This window comes from Cupriavidus sp. 21MJTG02-4, assembly GCF_057798975.1.
In genome coordinates this window covers 122,368-139,743 of the sequence record NZ_JBYOJP010000013.1, presented here as the reverse complement: position 1 = coordinate 139,743, position 17,376 = coordinate 122,368, and the positions used below count along the sequence as shown (strand labels likewise).

Genomic DNA, 17,376 nt, shown 5'->3' with positions numbered 1-17,376 from the left:
TGGCATCGCGGCAGCGCGGCGCATGCTGTTGTAAAACTTACCTTGTACGATTGCGGGCGTTTTGTAGCGATTACATGGCGATGGATGCTCACGGCGTCGTCCCCCTTGCGTGGCTGCGTCTTGCGCAGATGGCCGGTCCCTTATGAATGGGACCACAGGGGAACACGCGCAAAAGGCGTGCCGGAAGCGCGCTGCGCACTAACGCCGCGCAGCTTCCCCGCTATGCGCCTCGGCACTGGGCGAGGTGCCGCCGTGCGGGCCTGCGGACTGCGGGGCTTCCGCGGCCTTCTGCGACACCTTGCCTGGCTCCGTGGTGGCCGCGGCCGCGCCGGCGGCGCCCTTCCTGCCGAACTGCGCGGCCAGGCGGTCTTGCACCTGCGCCAGCAGTTCGGCCTGGTGCTTGGCCTCTTCGGCTTCCTTGGCCTTGCGCGCGTCGGCGGCTTGTTGCTGCTCCGGCGTGGCGGCCGGCAGGCGCGCGCTCGCCGGCAGGGCCATCGCCATCAGCATCGCCGCGACCAGCGCGCGCCGCGGAGGACGCGGCGCGAGCTGGCGAACGTGGCGGATATAGTGGATAAAGGACCGGGTCATGGCTAGCTCCTTCCTGCGCGCGCCAGCCGGGCGGCCGCGCGCGTAATGGTTTGGCGGGTGCCCGCATAGGCTTCCCACGGGTCGTGGCGCGCGATCTCGTCGAGTCGTGGCGCCACATTGGCCACGGTCCACTGGTCGGCGCCCGTGACGCTGTCAAGCTCGTCCCAGGCGAGCGGGATCGACACCCCCAGGCCGCTGCGCGCGCGCGCCGAGAATGCCGCCACCGTTGTGGCGCCTACTCCATTGCGCAGGTAGTCGATGAAAATCTTGCCAACGCGGTTACGCGCGCCGCTCTTCGCGACGAATCGGTCCGGGAGCGTGCGGGCCATGTGAAGCACTACGCCATGGGCGAACGCCTTGACCTCGTCCCAGTCCGCGCGCGGCGTCAGCGGCACCACCACATGCAGACCCTTGCCGCCGCTGGTTTTCACAAAGCTGTCGAGTCCCAGTTCATCGAGCCATGCCTTCATCAGTGCGGCGGCTTCGCGCATGGGAGGCCAGGGCACGCCTTCGCCGGGGTCCAGGTCAAAGATGATGCGATTGGGCCGGTCGATGCTGCGCTTGCTGGCGTTCCAGGTGTGGAACTCCACGACATTGAGCTGGGCCGCCGCCACCAGCGCATGCGCGGAGACGATTTCCAGCAACGCCGGATGGCCGGGCCAGAGATCGGCGTCCAGCACGTTGATGCCGTCCACCCTGAGCGTGTCGCCATGCCGCTGGAAAAACAGCTGGCCGGCCACGCCGTCGGGCGCGCGCACCATAGCGATCGGGCGGCCCTGCAGGTGCGGCAGCATCAGCGGCGCCACGCGTTCGTAGTAGCGCACCAGGTCGCCCTTGGTCAGTCCGCTCGCGGCGTCGATGACGCGTGTGGCGTGGCTGATGGCCACTTTGCCCTTCGCCGCGGTGGGTTTGCCCTTGCGCGTGGCGGCGGCCGTCGTGCCCGACGCGGCCCCGGTCACGGGCTTGCCGCTGGCCGGCGCGGCCGGCTGCTCCACCGACACCGCATTGGCCGGCTTGTCGCTGCGCAGGCCATGGAACACGGCATGCCGCACGCGCCCGTCGCGCGTCCACGAACCGAACGACACCTCCGCTACCAGCCGCGGCCGTACCCACAAGCCCTTGACCGATCGGGGCAGCGCATCGAACGGCGTCTTGTCCGCACGCAGCGCATCGAGTTGCTCGCGCAGCTTCGCGAGGGTGCGGGTGTCGAAACCCGTGCCCACATTGCCGGCATAGCGCAGTCGGCCCGCGCTGTCGTGCACGCCGAGCATCAGCGCGCCAAGCCCTTCGCGGCTGCCTTTCGGTTCGGTATAGCCGCCGATCACGAACTCCTGCCGCTGCGTGCACTTGAGCTTGATCCAGGTATTGCTGCGCGTGCTGACATAGGGCGCGTCCACGCGCTTGCCGATCACGCCCTCCAGCTTCATGCGGCAGGCCGCATCCAGCATGTCGTCCGGGGCGGCTTCGAAGTCTTCGCTGAAGCGCACGCGCGTCGCGGTGCTGGCTTCGAACAAACGCCGCAGCAGTGCCCGCCGTTCGGACAGCGGCACCTTGCGCAGGTCGTGGCCGGCATAGAAGGGCAGGTCGAACACGTAGTATTCGATCGACTCGACGTGTGCCGTCTCGAACGCGTTCTGCAAGGCCTGGAAGTCGGTTTCCCCGTGCTTGCCGAGCACCACGATCTCGCCGTCGAGCCAGCCGTCCGGCAAGCCCAGCGCGCGCACTTCGCGCGCCAGCGTCTTCAGGCGCGAGGTCCAATCGTGGCCCTGGCGCGTGAACAGGCGCACGTCGTCGCCGTCGATGCGGGCCAGCACGCGGTAGCCATCAAACTTGATTTCGTAACGCCAGGCCTCGGCATCGGCCGGAGGGCGCTCCACCAGCGTGGCAAGCTGCGGCGACAGCGCCAGGGGCAGCGCGGCGGCGACGGCGCGGCGCGGCAGGGCCGGCGCTTTCGCTGTATCGCTGTCCTTGTTCTTGTTCTTGGCCTTTGTAGGAGCTTTTGGCTTCGCGGCCTTCCCGGTCTTGCGCGGCGCGCGTGCCGGTGAAGTGCCGGCCAGCACGCTGTCCGGCATGGCCTCGGTCACGTCGAGTTCCGAGGCCGGCACCGCCGCGTCATCGCGCTCCTTGATCAGCAGCCAAGCATCCTGCTCCTTCTGGCGGCTGCCATGCATGCGCACCAGGGTCCAGTGGCCGTGCAGCTTCTCGCCGCGCAGTTCGAATTTCAGCTTGCCGGCGCGATACGCCGCATCGGCATCGCCATCGGGCACCCACACCCCGCGATCCCAGACGATCACCGTGCCCGCGCCGTAGTGGCCGGGCGGGATCACCCCTTCGAAGCCTGCGTAGTCGAGCGGGTGGTCCTCCACATGCACGGCCATGCGCTTGTCCGCGGGGTCCAGGCTCGGACCCTTGGGCACGGCCCAGCTCTTCAGCGTGCCGTCCAGCTCCAGCCTGAAGTCATAGTGCAGGCGGCGCGCGGCATGCTTCTGGATCACGAAGGACAACGCACCCGTCCGAGCAGCGGCACGGGCCGTGCTGGGCTTCGATCCCTTGGCGCGCGAACGGACGCCGCCCGGTTCGGGCGTAGCGGCAAAGTCGCGCATCTGGCGGTACTTGCCCAAAGCGTCTTCGACATGCTTGCGCGCGGTCGGGCTTTTGCCGGCAGTGCGCGCATCGCCAGGGGCCTGGCGCGTGGTCTTGGCCATGGTGGACTGGCATCACCAGGAAAGGGCGAGGCGAAACCTCGGTGGCTTCAGCTTAGGCACCGCCCACTGCGACCGAAATCGGCGGCAGTCCTACACCCGGGTCGGCCAACGCCGCGCGCGTGTGCTTCTTACCGGACGTTGTAAATCCGCGCGGTCCGAGGCGGCATGCTGGCCGGCCAGCCAGCGGTGCGCGGTGACGCAGCGCGGGAACACTCCTTGCGAAGTTTGCCCTGCATACGCTCAAGCGTCGCCTGCGGTGCGTCCCGGACGCCGGCGATCGTGGTCTCGTGCCCGGGGCAGGAAGCAAGCAGATGAAACTCTCTCAGAAGACGATCGGATCGCAGGTCATCGTGCTGACCGGCGCCACCAGTGGCGTCGGCCTGGTCACCGCGCGCAAGGCGGCAGGCATGGGCGCCCGCCTGGTGCTGGTGGCCCGCAGCGAAGACTCGCTGCACCAGCTGGCCGAGGAACTGCGGGAGAAGGGTGCTGAAGCGATTACCGTCACGGCCGACGTCGGCCGGCACGAGGACGTGGCGCGCGTGGCACATACCGCTATCGAACGCTTCGGCGGGTTCGATACGTGGGTCAACAATGCCGGCGTGACCATCTTTGGCCGCCATGCCGATGTGCCGCTGGAAGACCAGCGGCGCCTGTTCGACACCAACTACTGGGGCACGGTGCATGGCTCGCTCGCGGCGGCCGCGCACCTGCGCGAGCATGGCGGGACCATCATCAATATCGGCAGCGAAGCGTCGGACGGTCCATTGCCGCTGCAAAGCGCCTATGCGGCATCGCAGCACGCGATCAAGGGCTTCACGGATTCGCTGCGGCTGGAACTGGAGCAGGAGATGGCGCCGATCAGCGTCACGCTGATCAAGCCGGCCGGGCTCGAAACCCCGCTGGCCTCGCATGCCAAGAACTTCCTCGACGTGGAGGCGCAGTTGCCGCCGCCGCTGTATGACCCCGCGCTGGCGGCCGATGCCATTCTCTTTGCCGCCGAGCATCCGCGCCGCGACCTGTTTGTCGGCGGCGCCGCCAAGGCGTTTTCCGCGGCCGCCTACTATGCGCCGCGCACCTTCGACCACTTCATGCGCCGCTTCATGGGCCGTGCGCAGCGGACCCGCTACCCGGCCGGTCCGCTCGAGGACAACACCCTCTACGGCGGCGGTAACGGCCTGCAGGAGCGCACCGGCAACCGCGTCGCATTGCAGTCCTGCCCCTACACCACCAGCGCGCGCCATCCGGTGCTGACCACGGCGCTGGTGGTCGGCGCTTCCGCAGCGGTTGCCGCCGTGATCCGGGCCCGGCGCGGCCGCGATGACTAGCTGGCGCGCGGCAGGTGGAACGGGCTGGCCCTCAGCCGGCCCGGTACGCTTCCAGGCGGTTGTAGAGGGTCTTGAGGCTGATGCCGAGCGCGCGCGCGGCCAGGCGCTTGTCGCCGTTGTAATGCGCGAGCGTGGCCATGATGATCTCGCGCTGGGTGTCGGCCAGCGTGGTGCCCACGCGCACGCTGACCACGCCGTCGACCGTGCTCGGGCGCTGCGGCTGCGTACCCAGGTTCGGGTTGCCGATCTCCACGACCGTGTCGGCCAGGATAAAGGCGCGGTAGACCGCGTTCTTCAGTTCGCGCACATTGCCGGGCCAGTCGTAGCGCGTCAGCCGCTCCAGCGTGCCGGCGGAAAACATCTTGTCGGTGCGCTCCATCGCGTTGTACTTGTCCAGGAAGTGGCGGGCCAGCGGGATGATGTCCTCCACGCGCTCGCGCAGCGGCGGAATATGCAAGGGAAACACGGCCAGCCGGTACAGCAGGTCTTCACGCAACTGGCCGGCCCGCACGGCGTCGAGCGGATCGCGGTTGGTGGCGGCAAGGATGCGCACGTCGCTGGCGATCAGCGTATCGCCGCCGACGCGGTGAAAGGTGCGGCTTTCCAGCACGCGCAACAGTTTCACCTGCATGGCCAGCGGCATTTCGGTGACTTCGTCCAGGAACAGGGTCCCGCCCTGCGCCTGCTCGAAGTAGCCGGCCTTCTGGTCGATGGCGCCGGTGAAGCCGCCCTTTTCGTGGCCGAACAGTTCCGACTCGATCAGCGTGGGCTGGATCGCGCCGCAGTTGACGGCCACGAAGGGCCCATCAGCCCGGCTGCTGCGCGCATGCACGGCGCGCGCCACGACTTCCTTGCCCGTGCCGCTTTCCCCCACGGCCAGCATGGTCACATCCGTGGCCGCGACGCGCTCGACCTGCGCCAGCAGGCGGCGCATCGCGGGCGCTGTGCTTTCCCATAACAGGGAGACCTGCGACGGAATGGCGCGGCTTCGCAAGCCCTCCGGTTGCGGGGGGGCGCCGCGTCGGGATGGACTGGCGGTGGTCGACACGTTGGCTTGGTTCTGGGGCGCGGGACGTTCCTATGCTAGCCCGTGCGGCGGGGCGCTACCAGACGTCAGGCGCGGCGCGCGGAAACATCCGACAGCCGTGTCAGAGAGACACTGGCAACATTCGGGCGCCGGGATGGGTAGACTTCGGATACGCACCTTGCGTTGTCCCCGCATGTCCGCGCTCCGACATGATGCGTTGTGTTGCATCGCAGCAGGCGGGAATGCCGTTTTTGCCTGTCGGCGCCTGCCGCCGATCCCGGGCAAACTTCCGGCCTTCGGGCCGCGCGATCCATGCCTCACATCCTGATTGTCGACGACGACGAAAACGCCTGCGCCGCGCTGGCCGAGATCGTGGCACTGGAAGGGTTCACTGCCGCCACCGCGGGCACCTTGCGCGAAGCCAGGCTGCAGATCGGCTGGCGCATGCCCGACGTGATCCTGACCGACCTGCGCCTGCCCGATGGCAGCGGCATGGAACTGTTTGGCGAAGTGGGCTCGTCCGGGGTGGAAGTCATCCTCACCACGGGCTATGCCAGCGTCGACAGCGCCGTGGAAGCCTTGCGTTCGGGCGCGACCGATTACCTGGTCAAGCCGATCAACGTGGCGCGTCTGCAAACCGTGCTGAAGCGGCTGGCCAATACCGGCGCATTGCGCGCCGAGATCCATTCGCTGCGCGGGGAACTGCGGCGCTATGGCCGCTTCGGGCGGCTGCTGGGCAGTTCCGATGTCATGCAGGCCGTCTATGACCAGCTTGCGCGCGTGGCGCCGACCGAGGCCACTGTCCTGCTGATCGGCGAAAGCGGAACCGGCAAGGAACTGGCGATGCAGACGGTCCATGAACTGTCGGCGCGGCGGCGCCAGCCTTTCCTGGCCGTCAACTGCGGCGCGATCTCGCCGACGCTGATCGAGACCGAGATGTTCGGCCACGAGCGCGGCAGCTTCACGGGCGCCGATCGGCAGCACAAGGGCTACTTCGAGCGTGCCGATGGCGGCACGCTGTTCCTCGACGAAATCACCGAGATGCCGGCCGAGCTGCAGGTCAAGCTGCTGCGCGTGCTCGAAACCGGCACCTTCATGCGCGTGGGGACCAACCGCGAGCAGCATGCCGATGTGCGCGTGCTGGCGGCGACCAACCGGAATCCTGAAGACGCCGTGGCGGAAGGCAAGCTGCGCGCGGACCTCTTCCACCGGCTCAATGTGTTTCCGGTCGAGCTGCCGCCACTGCGCGCGCGCGGCGACGACGTGATCCAGATCGCCAACACGATGCTGGAGCAGCTCAATGCCGAACAGGGCACCGCGCGGCGCTTTGCGCCGGGCGTGCTCGACAGCCTGCGCCTGCATGCCTGGCCGGGCAACGTGCGCGAGCTGCGCAATTTCGTGCAGCGCGCCTACATCATGGCCGACGACGATCTCATCACCGAGGTGCAGGTGCCGCTGCAAGTGGCGGCCACGCAGGCGCCGGCGGCGGCGATGGTGTCGGTGCCGGTGGGGATGTCGCTGGCCGACGCCGACCGGCAGCTGATCTTCGCGACCCTGGAACAGTGCGCGGGTGTGAAGAAACACGCTGCGGAAATCCTTGGCATCAGCCTGAAGACGCTGTACAACCGGCTGGAAGACTATGCCGCGCGCGGCGAGTTGCCGGAATGGCTGCGGGCGTCGCGCAGCAGCCAGGTCGGGGTCTCCGCAGCCGGATGATCCTCACGGGCGTGCCAAGGCAGTTCCGGCTGGCCCAGTCTGAGGTTGCATGCTTCTTGCATGGCAACTGCGTGGAAAACCGGGTCAACACGAACATGACGCAGCAATCGCCAGCCAGCGAGCCGGAACATCGCGACAGTGAAGGCGTGCCATCGCCCCACGTTGAACAGGACGTGCGGACCGTCACCGAGGTGGGGGCCCTGATCGACCAGACCGCGCACGACCTGCGTTCCTCGCTCAACGCCATCCAGAGCTGGGCCTATGTCCTCGAACGGGCCATCGACCAGGCCGCGGCGCCCGCCCGGCGCGCGCTGGACGGCGTGCGCGCCGGCATCCAGCAGCAGATCGCGCTGGTCGAGGAAATGGAAGAGGCCGTGCGGCTGCTTGCCGACGAAAGCCCGCCGCAATGGCGCCTGACCGACCTGCTCGCCGCGACCATGCAGGCCGTGACGGACCGCCGCCCGGCCGCGACGGCACGCGGCGTCGAACTGAAACCGGTGCAGGCCGACGGCGACGCCTTGGCGTGGATGATCGACGCGGATCCGGTGCGGCTCGGGCCCGTGTTGCGCCATCTGCTGGTGCATTGCATCTGGCGCGCGCAGACGGGCGGTTCCGTGGCGGTCCATCTGTACGCGGAGCCCGACCACGTCAAGCTGCGCATCACGGAAAGCCCGCCGCTGGACCCGGCGCGCAGCGCCACGCGCTTGTCGATGCTATCCGATTTCTTCGGACGGCAACCGCCGCAGGCGGGGCAGTCCACCCGGCAGTCCAGCGCATTGCTGCTGACGCGCCGCATGGTCGAACTGCACGGCGCCGTACTCAGTAGCGAGAGCGAGACCTGCGATTCCGACAAGGTCACGGTCTGCATCGCGGTGAAATTTCCCCGCCACCCGCAGCGTGCCTTCGGGCTGTAGCTTTTACACCGCACGGCACAAAGTGCCGGTCTCAAGCCGTTGCACGTCAGCGCGCTGGGGCCAGAGGGGGACCCGTTGCGGCGCCAGCGGCACAAAGGCCGCTCCAACGCGCCTGGCCCGGCGATTGCATGGGAAGGGATGTTCCTTACGGAGGCCCAGCCATGCAAAAAGCCCACGCTCCTGCCAAGGCCAGTCCGGCCCGCAAGCCCGCCGCCGCCAAGAAGACGGCCGGCGCCCGAAAGGTTGCTGCCAAAAAGGGCTCGGCCGCCAAGCCCGATGCCAGGTCCTCCGCGTCGGCGGACGACAAGCGCAAGACGTCCGCTGCGGACAAGCGCAAGTCTACTGAAGACAAGCGCAAGACCTATCAGGGCGCCGTTGACGATTCCCTGGAAATGACGTTCCCCGCGAGCGATCCCATTTCGCCGAGCGCGGCGATGCACGCCGAAAAGAAGACCCAGACCCATCGCGACGATGTCGACTGGAAGCTCAAGCGCGGCAGTGAAAACCAGCCTGCCGGCGCGAAGCCCGCCGGACATCGCAAAGGCGCCACGGGCCGCGGGTAAGCAGTAACGGCCAGCCATTGGGCCAGCCATTGCCAGACCCGGGACCGCCCCATTGCAAGCGCACGATGCCAGCGCCTGACACAGAGGAGAGCCACCATGTCTGATGCCATCATCGCCGGTCGTTTCGACAGCTTTTCCAAGGCGGAGACCACCGCCAGCCGCTTGCGCGCCCAAGGCGTCGCGGAGGACGACGTGAGCGTCTTCTACGTGAACCCGCCAGGCCAGCACGCCACCTACCCCATCGGCGGCGATACCGCGGCCGATCCGGGCGCGCGGCGCTCGGGCATGGGTGCCATGACGGGCGTACTGCTAGGTGCCACCGCGGGTGCCGCGCTGGGCGCGGCGGTCATTGCCGTGATGGCATTGTCGCCGCCGGTGTCCTTGTTCGTCCTGGTGTTCGCCACGGGGCTGTGCGCCTATGTCGGATCGCTGGTGGGCGCGCTGTCGCTGACGCGTGAAGGGCGTGCCGAAGGACGTCGGGGCCGTGCTCCGGTGCGCAATGCCGGGGTTTTGCTGGCCGCGCATGTCGAACCGGCCAACGCGGGCCTGGTCTGCGATCTGTTGCGCAAGGGCGGCGCCCACGACATCGAGCGTGCGCAGGGCCGCTGGCGTGAGGGCCGCTGGGCCGATTTCGATCCACTGGCGCCGCCGGTGCCGGCCGGTCGCGAAGGCGAGCCGCGCGGCGCGTGACGGACCATGGAAATGACGGGCGACTTCCTTCGTCCATCTGCTTGCATCACTTCAGGAGGTGTCCATGAGACCAGACCAACCCCCGACTCGTGAACCTGAATCGCAACCGCGCGGTGCGGCGATCGTCGGCAGCATCGATCGCGATTCACCGGGCCCGGGCCCGTTCGTGATGGCGGCCGATACGCTGGAAGGCAACAAGGTGGTCGACCCTGCCGGCGATGATCTCGGCACCATCGACCACATCATGATCGACGTGCCAGGCGGACGCGTCGCCTACGCCGTGCTTGCCGTCGGCGGCTTCCTTGGCATCGGCGAGAAGTTGTTTGCGTTGCCGTGGTCGGCGCTTACGCTGGACACGCGCCGCAAATGCTTCGTGCTGGGCGTGGAGAAGGACCGCCTGAAGGCCGCGCCAGGCTTTGACAAGGACCACTGGCCTGGCATGGCGGATTCGCAGTGGGCTACCAGCATTCACGAGTACTACGGCATTTCGCCGTACTGGGAGTCGGACCGCTACGACCCGTGGCGCTGACGTTCGCAGGAACCGGATTCAGGGTGGGAGAGAGGGGCAAGGGCCGGCGGCAGTTTGCGCCGGCCCTTGCTTTTTGCGTACCGCCACGACCACGCCGCGTCAGACCTTGTGGTTGATCTGGCCGTAAGGCGGCGCTACCGGGTCGGCATTCATGCCGCTGGCGACCGGCTGCCCGGGCGGGGCCGGCGGATCGTCATGCCGCGTGCGCAGCGCGTTGTGCACGCCGAGCACGCCGGGACTGATGGCCGCGGCCTTCTCGATTTCCTGCGCTACGGCAGGACCGTCGACGCAGCCGGTCAGCACGACGCGGCTGTCCTCGACTTCGATGGCAAGCCCTTCGGGCAGGTTGCCTGCGAACGCCTCGGCAATGCGGGCGCGGACCTGGTCTGCGAGTTCGCTGGATTGCGGCATGGAGATCTCCGGCTGGTGCGTGGGGGACTCCACCGCGGCGCAAGAAATGTTCCCGCGGACAGCGGGCTGCATCGCAAAGTGCCGTGCGCGTTGTAGGACGGCGCCCGCTGAACATTGGCGGCGCGCTCCATACAATGGAAGCAGCGTGTCGGCGGCGACTGTGCGCCGCGAACGAGGAGAACAGCGATGAGCAGAAAGGGCCCGGACCTGAGCGATGCACGGGGCGCGGCATCGGCCATCGGCGCGCGGCCGCGGTCATGGCTGATGCATCGGTTCGACCGCTTCGCCGGGGCGGCCACGCGCCGCGCGGGCTCGCCAGCGGCGTTTGTCCTGGCCCTAGCCGTGGTGATCGCATGGGCGATTACAGGTCCCATGTTCGACTACTCGGAAACCTGGCAGCTGGTGATCAACACCGGCACCACCATTGTGACCTTTCTCATGGTGTTCCTGATTCAGCAAAGCCAGAACAAGGACGCCGTGGCCGTACACCTCAAGCTCAACGAATTGCTGGCTTCGCATCGCGAGGCCAGCAATATGCTGGTCTCGGTCGAAGATCTCGACGAAGAAGAACTGCACCAGCTGGCTGCGTTCTATCGCCATCTCGCGGAGCTGGCCGACAAGGAGGGCGGTCTCAAGGCCAGCCACTCGCTGGATGAGGCCTGCCTGAACCAGGCCGCCAAGCACGAGGCCCGCACCAGCAGGCGCCCGGGTCCGAAGGCTGCCGATGCAAGCCCGGCCGGGCCGCAGGAACCCGCCGGGCTCCGACAGGAGGCGTGACATGCCGCCGGACGACGACAAGGCAAGGCAGGTGATGGTGTATGGCTGCGCCGAATACGGTCAGCAGGACAGCCACCAGGCCATGACGCTGGAGCGCATCGGGAGGAAGGTCGCCCAGCTCGCGGGCTACGGCTTCCACGGCGCCTACGAGCGTCGCGACAGCGCACCGGCGGCGGCCTTGTACCTGGTGCCGCTGGACACGCTGGTCGGGGTCGCGCACGCGCGTGCGCTCGGCGTTCATGGGGTCGACGACCTGTTTGGCGGCGTGGTGCCGTTTGCCTTCGTTGCAACCAAGGCGATCACGCATGGACTGGTCGCGCCCGATGCGGCGGCCCCGCAAGGCTGGGATCCGGACTTCGTGCGGCGCGCCCATTCGGCGGTGCTTCCTGGCTTTACCGCGTTTTCGCTTGAAGATGCCCGAAGTGCGGGCGCGCGCTTGCTGGCCGGGGGCGTGGTGCGCCTGAAGGACCCGTGCGGCATCGGCGGACTCGGCCAGCAGACCGTCGACAGCGAAGCGGCCCTCGACGCGGCGCTGGCCGCCATGGCGGCGGCGGATATCGAAGCCAATGGCCTGGTGCTCGAACGCGACCTGGCATCGCCGCGCACCTACAGCGTCGGTCAGGTGCTGCTGGATGGCTTGCTGGCCAGCTATTGCGGTACCCAGGATCTCACCGAAAACAACAGCGGGAAACAGGTCTATGGCGGCTCGACGCTGACGGTCGTGCGCGGCGGCTTCGACGCGCTGCTGGCGCAGCCGCTCGCGCCATGCGCGCTGGCGGCGGTGCGGGCGGCAACGGCCTATCACGACGCCGCGCTCGACTGCTATCCGGAGATGGTGCTGTCGCGCTGCAACTACGACGTGGCGTTCGGCGCGCCATCGGGCGACGCCGGCGGCCAGCCGCTGGGCGGCGTGCTCGAACAGTCCTGGCGCGTCGGCGGTGCGACCGGTGCTGAACTGGCGGCGCTGCAGGCCCTGCAAGCCGATCCGCATCGCCACCGCGTGGTGGCCGCGACGCGTGAAGTCTACGGTGAGGGCGTGTCCGTCCCCGCCGGCGCCGAAGTGTATTTCCAGGGCGAGGACCGCGACGTCGGCCCGCTGACCAAGTACGCATGGCTGGAGCGGGAAGACGATGGCAACCCATGAAGACACGATCGAGATCCAGAGCGAAGGCGGCAGTATTGCCGGCACGCTGATCGCACCGGCCACCAAGCTGTCCGGCGTGCTGTTCGTGCATGGCTGGGGCGGCAGCCAGGAGCAGTACCTTGCCCGCGCGCGCAAGGTGGCGGGCCTCGGCTGCGTGTGCCTGACTTTCGACCTGACCGGCCACGCCGGCACGCGCGCGCAGTACGAGACGGTCAGCCGCATGCGCAACCTGGCCGACCTGGTGGCGGCCTACGATGTGCTCGCGCGGCATCCGGAAGTCGATCGCAATGCCATTGCCGTGATCGGCAGCAGCTATGGTGGCTACCTGGCGGCGGTGCTGACGACGTTGCGTCCGGTGCGCTGGATTGCGCTGCGCGCACCGGCGCTCTACATGGACGAAGGTTGGGAGCTGCCCAAGCGCCAGCTCCACCGCGACCAGGACCTGGTCACTTACCGGCGCTCGGTGGTGCCGCCCGATGCCAATCGCGCGCTACGTGCCTGCGCCGGCTTCGAGGGCGATGTGCTCATCATCGAATCGGAGAACGACCAGATCGTTCCCCATGCCGTGGTGACGAGCTACGTGGACGCCTGCACGCATGTCAGTTCCCTGACGTACCGCGTGATCAAGGGCGCCGATCACGGCCTCGCCGACGAGGAGCACCAGCGCGCCTATTCCAGCCTGCTGGTGAACTGGCTGCGCGAGATGGTCACCGGCGCACGCTCGGGACCCGTTGCGGCGCAGCGGCCCGCGGCGGCGAATGCGCCCACCGCGAACAGCGAGACGCGGCCGCTGGAGGGCTCCGGCACGTCCCCCTGACGCGAGAACGCCCGCCCCGCATGGCGGGACGGGCGTTCCACGAGGTATCCCGATGCGCTGGCGCTCAGCGATCGGATACGTGCTTGGGTTTGCCCTTGGTCTTGGTCGACGCCATCTCCTTGAGTTCCTTCTTGCTCATGGATTTGGCCATCGACCTGGACGCGCCCTTGAGCGAGCTGGCTTTCTTCTCGCCGCGCTTGGCGGAGAGCGCCGCACCTGCGGCCTGTTGTTGCGCCTTCGATTTTGCTGGCATGACTGTCTCCTTCTCGAGTGAAGCGCTGCCCCACGGTCACCGGACGGTGCCCACAGGGCAGTGCGTTCCTGGTGCCGCGCCTCTATATGCGGCCCAGAACCACCAACAGCACGACGATCAGGAGGATCAGTCCCAGTCCGCCGCTTGGCCAGTAGCCCCATCCGGTGCTGTAGGGCCAGGCCGGCAAGGCGCCGACCAGCAACAGGACGAGGAGGATCAGAAGAATGGTGCCGATTCCCATAGCGTGCTCCAGGTTTTGGGCCGATAGGCCACGCTTGTCATCTGGGCTTGTCGCTGTCCGGGCGCCCATTGCTGCAGCGGGTCCGTGGACAGGCTTCGCCACGTACTTTCAGCGTAGCCGAGCGGCCAGCCCGGTCCTTCCGGAACGCGACTGAAAACGGTGTAGGAATCGGACGACGCCCGCGCACAGGTGGCGCCTAGCCCGCCTCGGTCAGGCCATGTTCCACCGCATAGACCGCCACCTGCACGCGGCTGGCGAGGTTGAGCTTCTTGAGGATGTTCTGCACGTGGATTTTCACTGTGCTTTCGGCGACGCCCAGGTCGCGGGCGATTTCCTTGTTGCTTTCGCCACGTGCCAGCCCCTGCACGATCTCGCGCTCGCGTGCGGTCAGCCGCGCCGTGTCGTCCAGGCGCGCGGGGGCCGGTGCCGGGGCGCGGAACTGCTGCACGAGCTTGGCGGTCATGGCGTCGGAGATCACCGGCTCGCCGGCGGCGGCACGGCGAATGGCACTGGTCAGGGCCTCGGTCTCGATGTTCTTCAGCAGGTAGCCGCGCGCCCCGCTGCGCAGTGCGGTGGCCAGCTCTTCGGCCTCTTCGGAAACGGTGAGCACGATGACCGCGGAGTCGGGCAGGTCCTCGACCAGCAACTGCAGCGCTTCGAGCCCCGACAGGCCCGGCATGTTCAGGTCCAGCAGGATGACGTCCGGACGGTGCTGCTTGGCGCGCTTGATGCCTTCCACGCCGTCGGCCGCCTCATCGACGATCTCGAAGTCGGACTGCCGCTGCAGCAGTGCACGGATGCCCGAGCGGAACAGCGTGTGGTCGTCGATCAACAGGATGCGGATGGTCATGACAGGGACTCCTGGGTTGGGCGCGGCAACGCTTGCCCCGCGGTGGAATGGGGTTCGGCGCGCGCGGCCTGGCCGCCGCGCGGCAGCACCAGCTCGATGCGCGTGCCATGCGACGGGCGGGCCTCGATGGCCAGCCGCGCGCCGAGGCGGGCGGCGCGCTCGCGCATGATGTTCAGGCCGACGTGCACCTCGTTGTCATGCCCGAGGTCGGCCGGATCAAAGCCCTCGCCATCGTCTTCGACCACGAGCCGGAAATCGTGGCCGTGGCTCAGCGATACGGTGACGTGCGCGGCCATGGCATGCTTGCGCACGTTGGACAGCGCTTCCTGCAGGATGAACAGCACCTGCAGTTGCTGCTCGGGCTGCAACGGCAGGTTGTTGCCACGGTCGTCGATGACCAGCTCGGCTTCGGTGCGGCACTGGCGGCGGAAGCGCTCGACGGTCTCCTCGACGGCGGGCCGCAGCTCGCCGGGCTTGAGGCGCGAGCGGAAGTTGTTCAGCAGCTCGCGCACGTCCTGGTAGCTCTCTTCGACGCCGTGGCGCAGCATCGGCACCAGTTCCCGGGTTTCCGCCAGGTCGTCGCGGTCCACTGCGTCGCTGAGAAGCTGGACCTGCAGGTTCAGGAAATTGAGGCCCTGCGCAATGCTGTCGTGCAGGCCCTGCGCGACCAGGTTGCGCTCTTCGACCACCGCCAGCTGGCGCGCACTGGCCGACAGCCGCAGGTGTTCCAGGGCGATGCCGAGGTGCTGCGCCAGCGTTTCGAGCAACTGGCGGTCCGACGCGGGCAGCTCGCGCGGCGCGCGGAAGTGCAGCACGAACGTGCCGATGGCGCCGCGCTGGCTTTCGATGCGAAACGCCGCCATGGCCGAGAAACCTTCGCGCGTGCAGGGCGAAGGCTGCGCCAGCAGCGGCCGGCGCGCTGTCTTGCGCAGGTCGGCAATGGCGACCACGCCTTCGTGCGTGGCGTCGCCGCAGTGGCAGGCATCCACGGCCATGCAGTGGTCGGCTTGCGCCAGCGCCGCGGGCAGGCCCGACGACGCGAGCAGATGCAGTTTGCCGTGCTGGGCATCCATGACGCGCACGGAGCCGCCATCGGCATCGAACAGCCGCATCACGCGCTGCAGGAAGCCGCGCGACATGGCTTCGGCATCGCGCGCCCGGTTGAAGAAGGCCGCCATGTCGTAGAGCGTTTCGAGGTCGCGGTTCTGGCGCTCCAGTTCGGCGGTCTTGCTGGCCACGCGTGAAGCCAGGTCCTGGTACAGGTCCTGCAGCTCGTCCGCCATGCGGTTGAAGCCCGCGTTCAGGGTGCCGAACTCATCGCGCGTCTCCACCGGCAGGCGCAGCGTGAATTCGCGCGCGGCCATGCGGCGCAGGCCGTCCTGCAGGCGCAGCACCGGCAGGATGATCCACAGGTAGAGCAGGTAGATGACCGCCACCGTGCCCACGCACGCAATGGCTGCGAGCCCGGCTTGCGACAGCCGCAGCAGGTCGGTCTTGCGCGCGCTGTCGTGCTCGATCAACACGACCAGCCGGTCGGCCTGGGCGACGAAATCCGGCAGCGCCCGTACATACGCGGGCCCGTTGCCGGCCTGCGCCAGCGGCTTGAGGCGCTGTTGCCAGTCATGCAGGACGTGGTCGAGCTGCGCATGGATGGCGGGCTCGTCGGGCAGGAACAGGGGCCGTACCGGATTGCCCTTGCGCAACTGGGCCAGCGTGTCGTCCAGCGCCTGGATCTGTTCGTTGCGCGCGCTGGGGTGGCCGGTGGCGGCGAGCCCCAGTTCGATCGCCACGCGGTTGGCGCGCATGCGCAGGCTGCCCGCGTCATTGATGGCCGCGCCCGCGCCCTCGAGCTTCCACGACAGCCACAGCGTACCGGCGATCATGGTGAGCACCACCAGCAGCGACGCCAGCGACAGCAGGATGATGCGCGTGGACAGGCGGTGACGGGGCGGCGTCAGGCCAGCGGCATCGGGAAGCGGGCTGCCGTCCGCGAACGGCGCAGTGTCGGTGTCCGCATGGGGGACGGCTTGGGTGTCAGGATCAGGCATGGGGAACAAGGTCTGGGGACTGGGGGCGGTCAACCTTACGGGCGATTGTCCGCGCCGACGCGTTGGCTCAGCATGCGCCAGATCAATAAAACGTCATTCCGTGACATAGCTTTGTGCGGGGTGCTGCGCTTGTTGCGCAGACGCCGGGCCTCGCTTTCGGACCTGTGGTTTTGCGCTTTTTTAAATATCACGGCGTGATATAAAAACGACGGCTTTTCTCCCTGCGCCACATAGACCCTGAGGGTGGCCGGGTCTTGTCCACGAATCTCGCGCCGACTTATTCGCGATCAAGTCCGGCCCGCGAGACGGGTCCTAGCATCCATCCGACTGAACCCGGAGAACACCATGTCCAGCGGCATTGAAACCCTGGTGCGCCAGCACCGCGATTGCGACCAAGCGCTTGAGGACCTTGAAGCCTGCCTGCGTAACACCGACTGGGAAGCGGCCGCTGGTGCGTTCGCGCGCCTCGACGCCGCGCTGGAGGGCAATTTCTCGGCCGAGGAGGACCGGCTGTTTCCCGCGTTCGAGCAGGTGGCCGGCTCCGCCTGCGGCCCCACGGCCATGATGCGGCACGAACACGACGAAGTCCGCGCCTTGCTCGACAACGCACGCGAATGGCTGGAGCTGCGCGACGCCAACGCACTGGCCGCCGAAATCGACACGCTGGTCGTGCTGCTGCAGCAACACAACCTCAAGGAAGAAAACGTGCTGTTTCCCTTGTGTCGCGCGCGCGTGCCCGGCCTTGACGCCTTGCTGGCGGAAGCCGGCTGATCGCAAG

18 protein-coding genes are annotated in these 17,376 nt (G+C 67.9%); 10 read left to right on the top strand and 8 right to left on the bottom strand.

The features are described 5' to 3' along the window. Positions 1 to 198: 198 nt before the first annotated feature. Both AC3FKH_RS23935 and ligD read right to left on the bottom strand, forming a co-directional pair. Entirely contained in the window at positions 199 to 588 is a 390-nt protein-coding gene (locus AC3FKH_RS23935; RefSeq protein ID WP_488678270.1) for a hypothetical protein, read from the bottom strand. A gap of 2 nt (positions 589 to 590) precedes the next feature. After that, positions 591 to 3,293 carry a DNA ligase D gene (gene ligD, locus AC3FKH_RS23930; protein ID WP_488678269.1) on the bottom strand — a complete coding sequence of 901 codons (2,703 nt, stop codon included), beginning with the start codon at positions 3,291 to 3,293 and terminating at the stop codon, positions 591 to 593. A 311-nt stretch (positions 3,294 to 3,604) separates the two neighbouring features. Here ligD and AC3FKH_RS23925 point away from each other — a divergent pair, with 311 nt between their 5' ends. Continuing rightward, positions 3,605 to 4,618 carry an SDR family oxidoreductase gene (locus AC3FKH_RS23925; protein WP_488678268.1) on the top strand — a complete coding sequence of 338 codons (1,014 nt, stop codon included), beginning with the start codon at positions 3,605 to 3,607 and terminating at the stop codon, positions 4,616 to 4,618. A 31-nt stretch (positions 4,619 to 4,649) separates the two neighbouring features. Here AC3FKH_RS23925 and AC3FKH_RS23920 read toward each other — a convergent pair whose 3' ends face one another. Next, positions 4,650 to 5,666: a sigma-54 interaction domain-containing protein gene (locus tag AC3FKH_RS23920; protein WP_488678267.1), complete on the bottom strand. Its 1,017-nt coding sequence runs from the start codon at positions 5,664 to 5,666 to the stop codon at positions 4,650 to 4,652. Between the two features lie 291 nt (positions 5,667 to 5,957). On the opposite strand from AC3FKH_RS23920, the gene AC3FKH_RS23915 reads away from it, so the two are divergent. The 5 genes from AC3FKH_RS23915 to AC3FKH_RS23895 all read left to right on the top strand — a co-directional run bounded on the left by AC3FKH_RS23915 (position 5,958) and on the right by AC3FKH_RS23895 (position 10,057). Next, positions 5,958 to 7,361 carry a sigma-54-dependent transcriptional regulator gene (locus AC3FKH_RS23915; protein ID WP_488678266.1) on the top strand — a complete coding sequence of 468 codons (1,404 nt, stop codon included), beginning with the start codon at positions 5,958 to 5,960 and terminating at the stop codon, positions 7,359 to 7,361. Positions 7,362 to 7,456: 95 nt separating this feature from the next. Further along, positions 7,457 to 8,275, top strand: coding sequence for a sensor histidine kinase (locus AC3FKH_RS23910; RefSeq protein WP_488678265.1), 819 nt, complete (start codon positions 7,457 to 7,459; stop codon positions 8,273 to 8,275). A gap of 161 nt (positions 8,276 to 8,436) precedes the next feature. Then, positions 8,437 to 8,838, top strand: coding sequence for a hypothetical protein (locus tag AC3FKH_RS23905; protein ID WP_488678264.1), 402 nt, complete (start codon positions 8,437 to 8,439; stop codon positions 8,836 to 8,838). Positions 8,839 to 8,934: 96 nt separating this feature from the next. Then, on the top strand, positions 8,935 to 9,528 hold the full coding sequence (locus AC3FKH_RS23900; RefSeq protein WP_488678263.1) for a hypothetical protein: 594 nt from the start codon (positions 8,935 to 8,937) through the stop codon (positions 9,526 to 9,528). Positions 9,529 to 9,592: 64 nt separating this feature from the next. Beyond that, complete coding sequence (locus AC3FKH_RS23895; protein WP_483733540.1) at positions 9,593 to 10,057, top strand: PRC-barrel domain-containing protein; 465 nt, start codon at positions 9,593 to 9,595, stop codon at positions 10,055 to 10,057. Between the two features lie 99 nt (positions 10,058 to 10,156). Here the strand turns inward: AC3FKH_RS23895 and AC3FKH_RS23890 are convergent, their stop codons facing one another. Further along, positions 10,157 to 10,468 (bottom strand): BON domain-containing protein, encoded by a 312-nt coding sequence (locus AC3FKH_RS23890; RefSeq protein WP_488678262.1) that lies wholly within the window; start codon positions 10,466 to 10,468, stop codon positions 10,157 to 10,159. Positions 10,469 to 10,654: 186 nt separating this feature from the next. On the opposite strand from AC3FKH_RS23890, the gene AC3FKH_RS23885 reads away from it, so the two are divergent. The 3 genes from AC3FKH_RS23885 to AC3FKH_RS23875 are packed head-to-tail and all read left to right on the top strand — an operon-like array spanning position 10,655 to position 13,206. Further along, positions 10,655 to 11,245 (top strand): low affinity iron permease family protein, encoded by a 591-nt coding sequence (locus AC3FKH_RS23885; protein WP_488678261.1) that lies wholly within the window; start codon positions 10,655 to 10,657, stop codon positions 11,243 to 11,245. A gap of 1 nt (position 11,246) precedes the next feature. After that, complete coding sequence (locus AC3FKH_RS23880; protein WP_488678260.1) at positions 11,247 to 12,389, top strand: DUF3182 family protein; 1,143 nt, start codon at positions 11,247 to 11,249, stop codon at positions 12,387 to 12,389. Further along, positions 12,376 to 13,206: an alpha/beta hydrolase family protein gene (locus AC3FKH_RS23875; protein ID WP_488678259.1), complete on the top strand. Its 831-nt coding sequence runs from the start codon at positions 12,376 to 12,378 to the stop codon at positions 13,204 to 13,206. The genes AC3FKH_RS23880 and AC3FKH_RS23875 overlap by 14 nt, the downstream gene beginning before the upstream one ends. Before the next feature lie 64 nt (positions 13,207 to 13,270). On the opposite strand, the gene AC3FKH_RS23870 is transcribed toward AC3FKH_RS23875, so the two are convergent. The 4 genes from AC3FKH_RS23870 to AC3FKH_RS23855 all read right to left on the bottom strand — a co-directional run bounded on the left by AC3FKH_RS23870 (position 13,271) and on the right by AC3FKH_RS23855 (position 16,598). Continuing rightward, positions 13,271 to 13,459, bottom strand: a complete 189-nt coding sequence (locus tag AC3FKH_RS23870; protein ID WP_483713173.1) for a DUF3008 family protein — start codon at positions 13,457 to 13,459, stop codon at positions 13,271 to 13,273. An 82-nt stretch (positions 13,460 to 13,541) separates the two neighbouring features. Next, on the bottom strand, positions 13,542 to 13,700 hold the full coding sequence (locus tag AC3FKH_RS23865; protein WP_483733545.1) for a DUF3309 family protein: 159 nt from the start codon (positions 13,698 to 13,700) through the stop codon (positions 13,542 to 13,544). 196 nt (positions 13,701 to 13,896) lie between these two features. Then, positions 13,897 to 14,550, bottom strand: coding sequence for a response regulator (locus tag AC3FKH_RS23860; protein ID WP_488678258.1), 654 nt, complete (start codon positions 14,548 to 14,550; stop codon positions 13,897 to 13,899). Next, on the bottom strand, positions 14,547 to 16,598 hold the full coding sequence (locus tag AC3FKH_RS23855; RefSeq protein WP_488678257.1) for a type IV pili methyl-accepting chemotaxis transducer N-terminal domain-containing protein: 2,052 nt from the start codon (positions 16,596 to 16,598) through the stop codon (positions 14,547 to 14,549). The genes AC3FKH_RS23860 and AC3FKH_RS23855 overlap by 4 nt, the downstream gene beginning before the upstream one ends. A 345-nt stretch (positions 16,599 to 16,943) precedes the next feature. Here AC3FKH_RS23855 and AC3FKH_RS23850 point away from each other — a divergent pair, with 345 nt between their 5' ends. Then, positions 16,944 to 17,369 (top strand): hemerythrin domain-containing protein, encoded by a 426-nt coding sequence (locus AC3FKH_RS23850; RefSeq protein ID WP_488678256.1) that lies wholly within the window; start codon positions 16,944 to 16,946, stop codon positions 17,367 to 17,369. Positions 17,370 to 17,376 lie beyond the last annotated feature (7 nt).

Bases quoted from the DNA above. Each gene is read 5' to 3' on its own strand.
- AC3FKH_RS23935 (WP_488678270.1), bottom strand. From the start codon at position 588: ATGACCCGGTCCTTTATCCACTATATCCGCCACGTTCGCCAGCTCGCG.
- ligD (WP_488678269.1), bottom strand. From the start codon at position 3,293: ATGGCCAAGACCACGCGCCAGGCCCCTGGCGATGCGCGCACTGCCGGC.
- AC3FKH_RS23925 (WP_488678268.1), top strand. From the start codon at position 3,605: ATGAAACTCTCTCAGAAGACGATCGGATCGCAGGTCATCGTGCTGACC.
- AC3FKH_RS23915 (WP_488678266.1), top strand. From the start codon at position 5,958: ATGCCTCACATCCTGATTGTCGACGACGACGAAAACGCCTGCGCCGCG.
- AC3FKH_RS23910 (WP_488678265.1), top strand. From the start codon at position 7,457: ATGACGCAGCAATCGCCAGCCAGCGAGCCGGAACATCGCGACAGTGAA.
- AC3FKH_RS23905 (WP_488678264.1), top strand. From the start codon at position 8,437: ATGCAAAAAGCCCACGCTCCTGCCAAGGCCAGTCCGGCCCGCAAGCCC.
- AC3FKH_RS23900 (WP_488678263.1), top strand. From the start codon at position 8,935: ATGTCTGATGCCATCATCGCCGGTCGTTTCGACAGCTTTTCCAAGGCG.
- AC3FKH_RS23895 (WP_483733540.1), top strand. From the start codon at position 9,593: ATGAGACCAGACCAACCCCCGACTCGTGAACCTGAATCGCAACCGCGC.
- AC3FKH_RS23890 (WP_488678262.1), bottom strand. From the start codon at position 10,468: ATGCCGCAATCCAGCGAACTCGCAGACCAGGTCCGCGCCCGCATTGCC.
- AC3FKH_RS23885 (WP_488678261.1), top strand. From the start codon at position 10,655: ATGAGCAGAAAGGGCCCGGACCTGAGCGATGCACGGGGCGCGGCATCG.
- AC3FKH_RS23880 (WP_488678260.1), top strand. From the start codon at position 11,247: ATGCCGCCGGACGACGACAAGGCAAGGCAGGTGATGGTGTATGGCTGC.
- AC3FKH_RS23875 (WP_488678259.1), top strand. From the start codon at position 12,376: ATGGCAACCCATGAAGACACGATCGAGATCCAGAGCGAAGGCGGCAGT.
- AC3FKH_RS23870 (WP_483713173.1), bottom strand. From the start codon at position 13,459: ATGCCAGCAAAATCGAAGGCGCAACAACAGGCCGCAGGTGCGGCGCTC.
- AC3FKH_RS23865 (WP_483733545.1), bottom strand. From the start codon at position 13,700: ATGGGAATCGGCACCATTCTTCTGATCCTCCTCGTCCTGTTGCTGGTC.
- AC3FKH_RS23860 (WP_488678258.1), bottom strand. From the start codon at position 14,550: ATGACCATCCGCATCCTGTTGATCGACGACCACACGCTGTTCCGCTCG.
- AC3FKH_RS23855 (WP_488678257.1), bottom strand. From the start codon at position 16,598: ATGCCTGATCCTGACACCCAAGCCGTCCCCCATGCGGACACCGACACT.
- AC3FKH_RS23850 (WP_488678256.1), top strand. From the start codon at position 16,944: ATGTCCAGCGGCATTGAAACCCTGGTGCGCCAGCACCGCGATTGCGAC.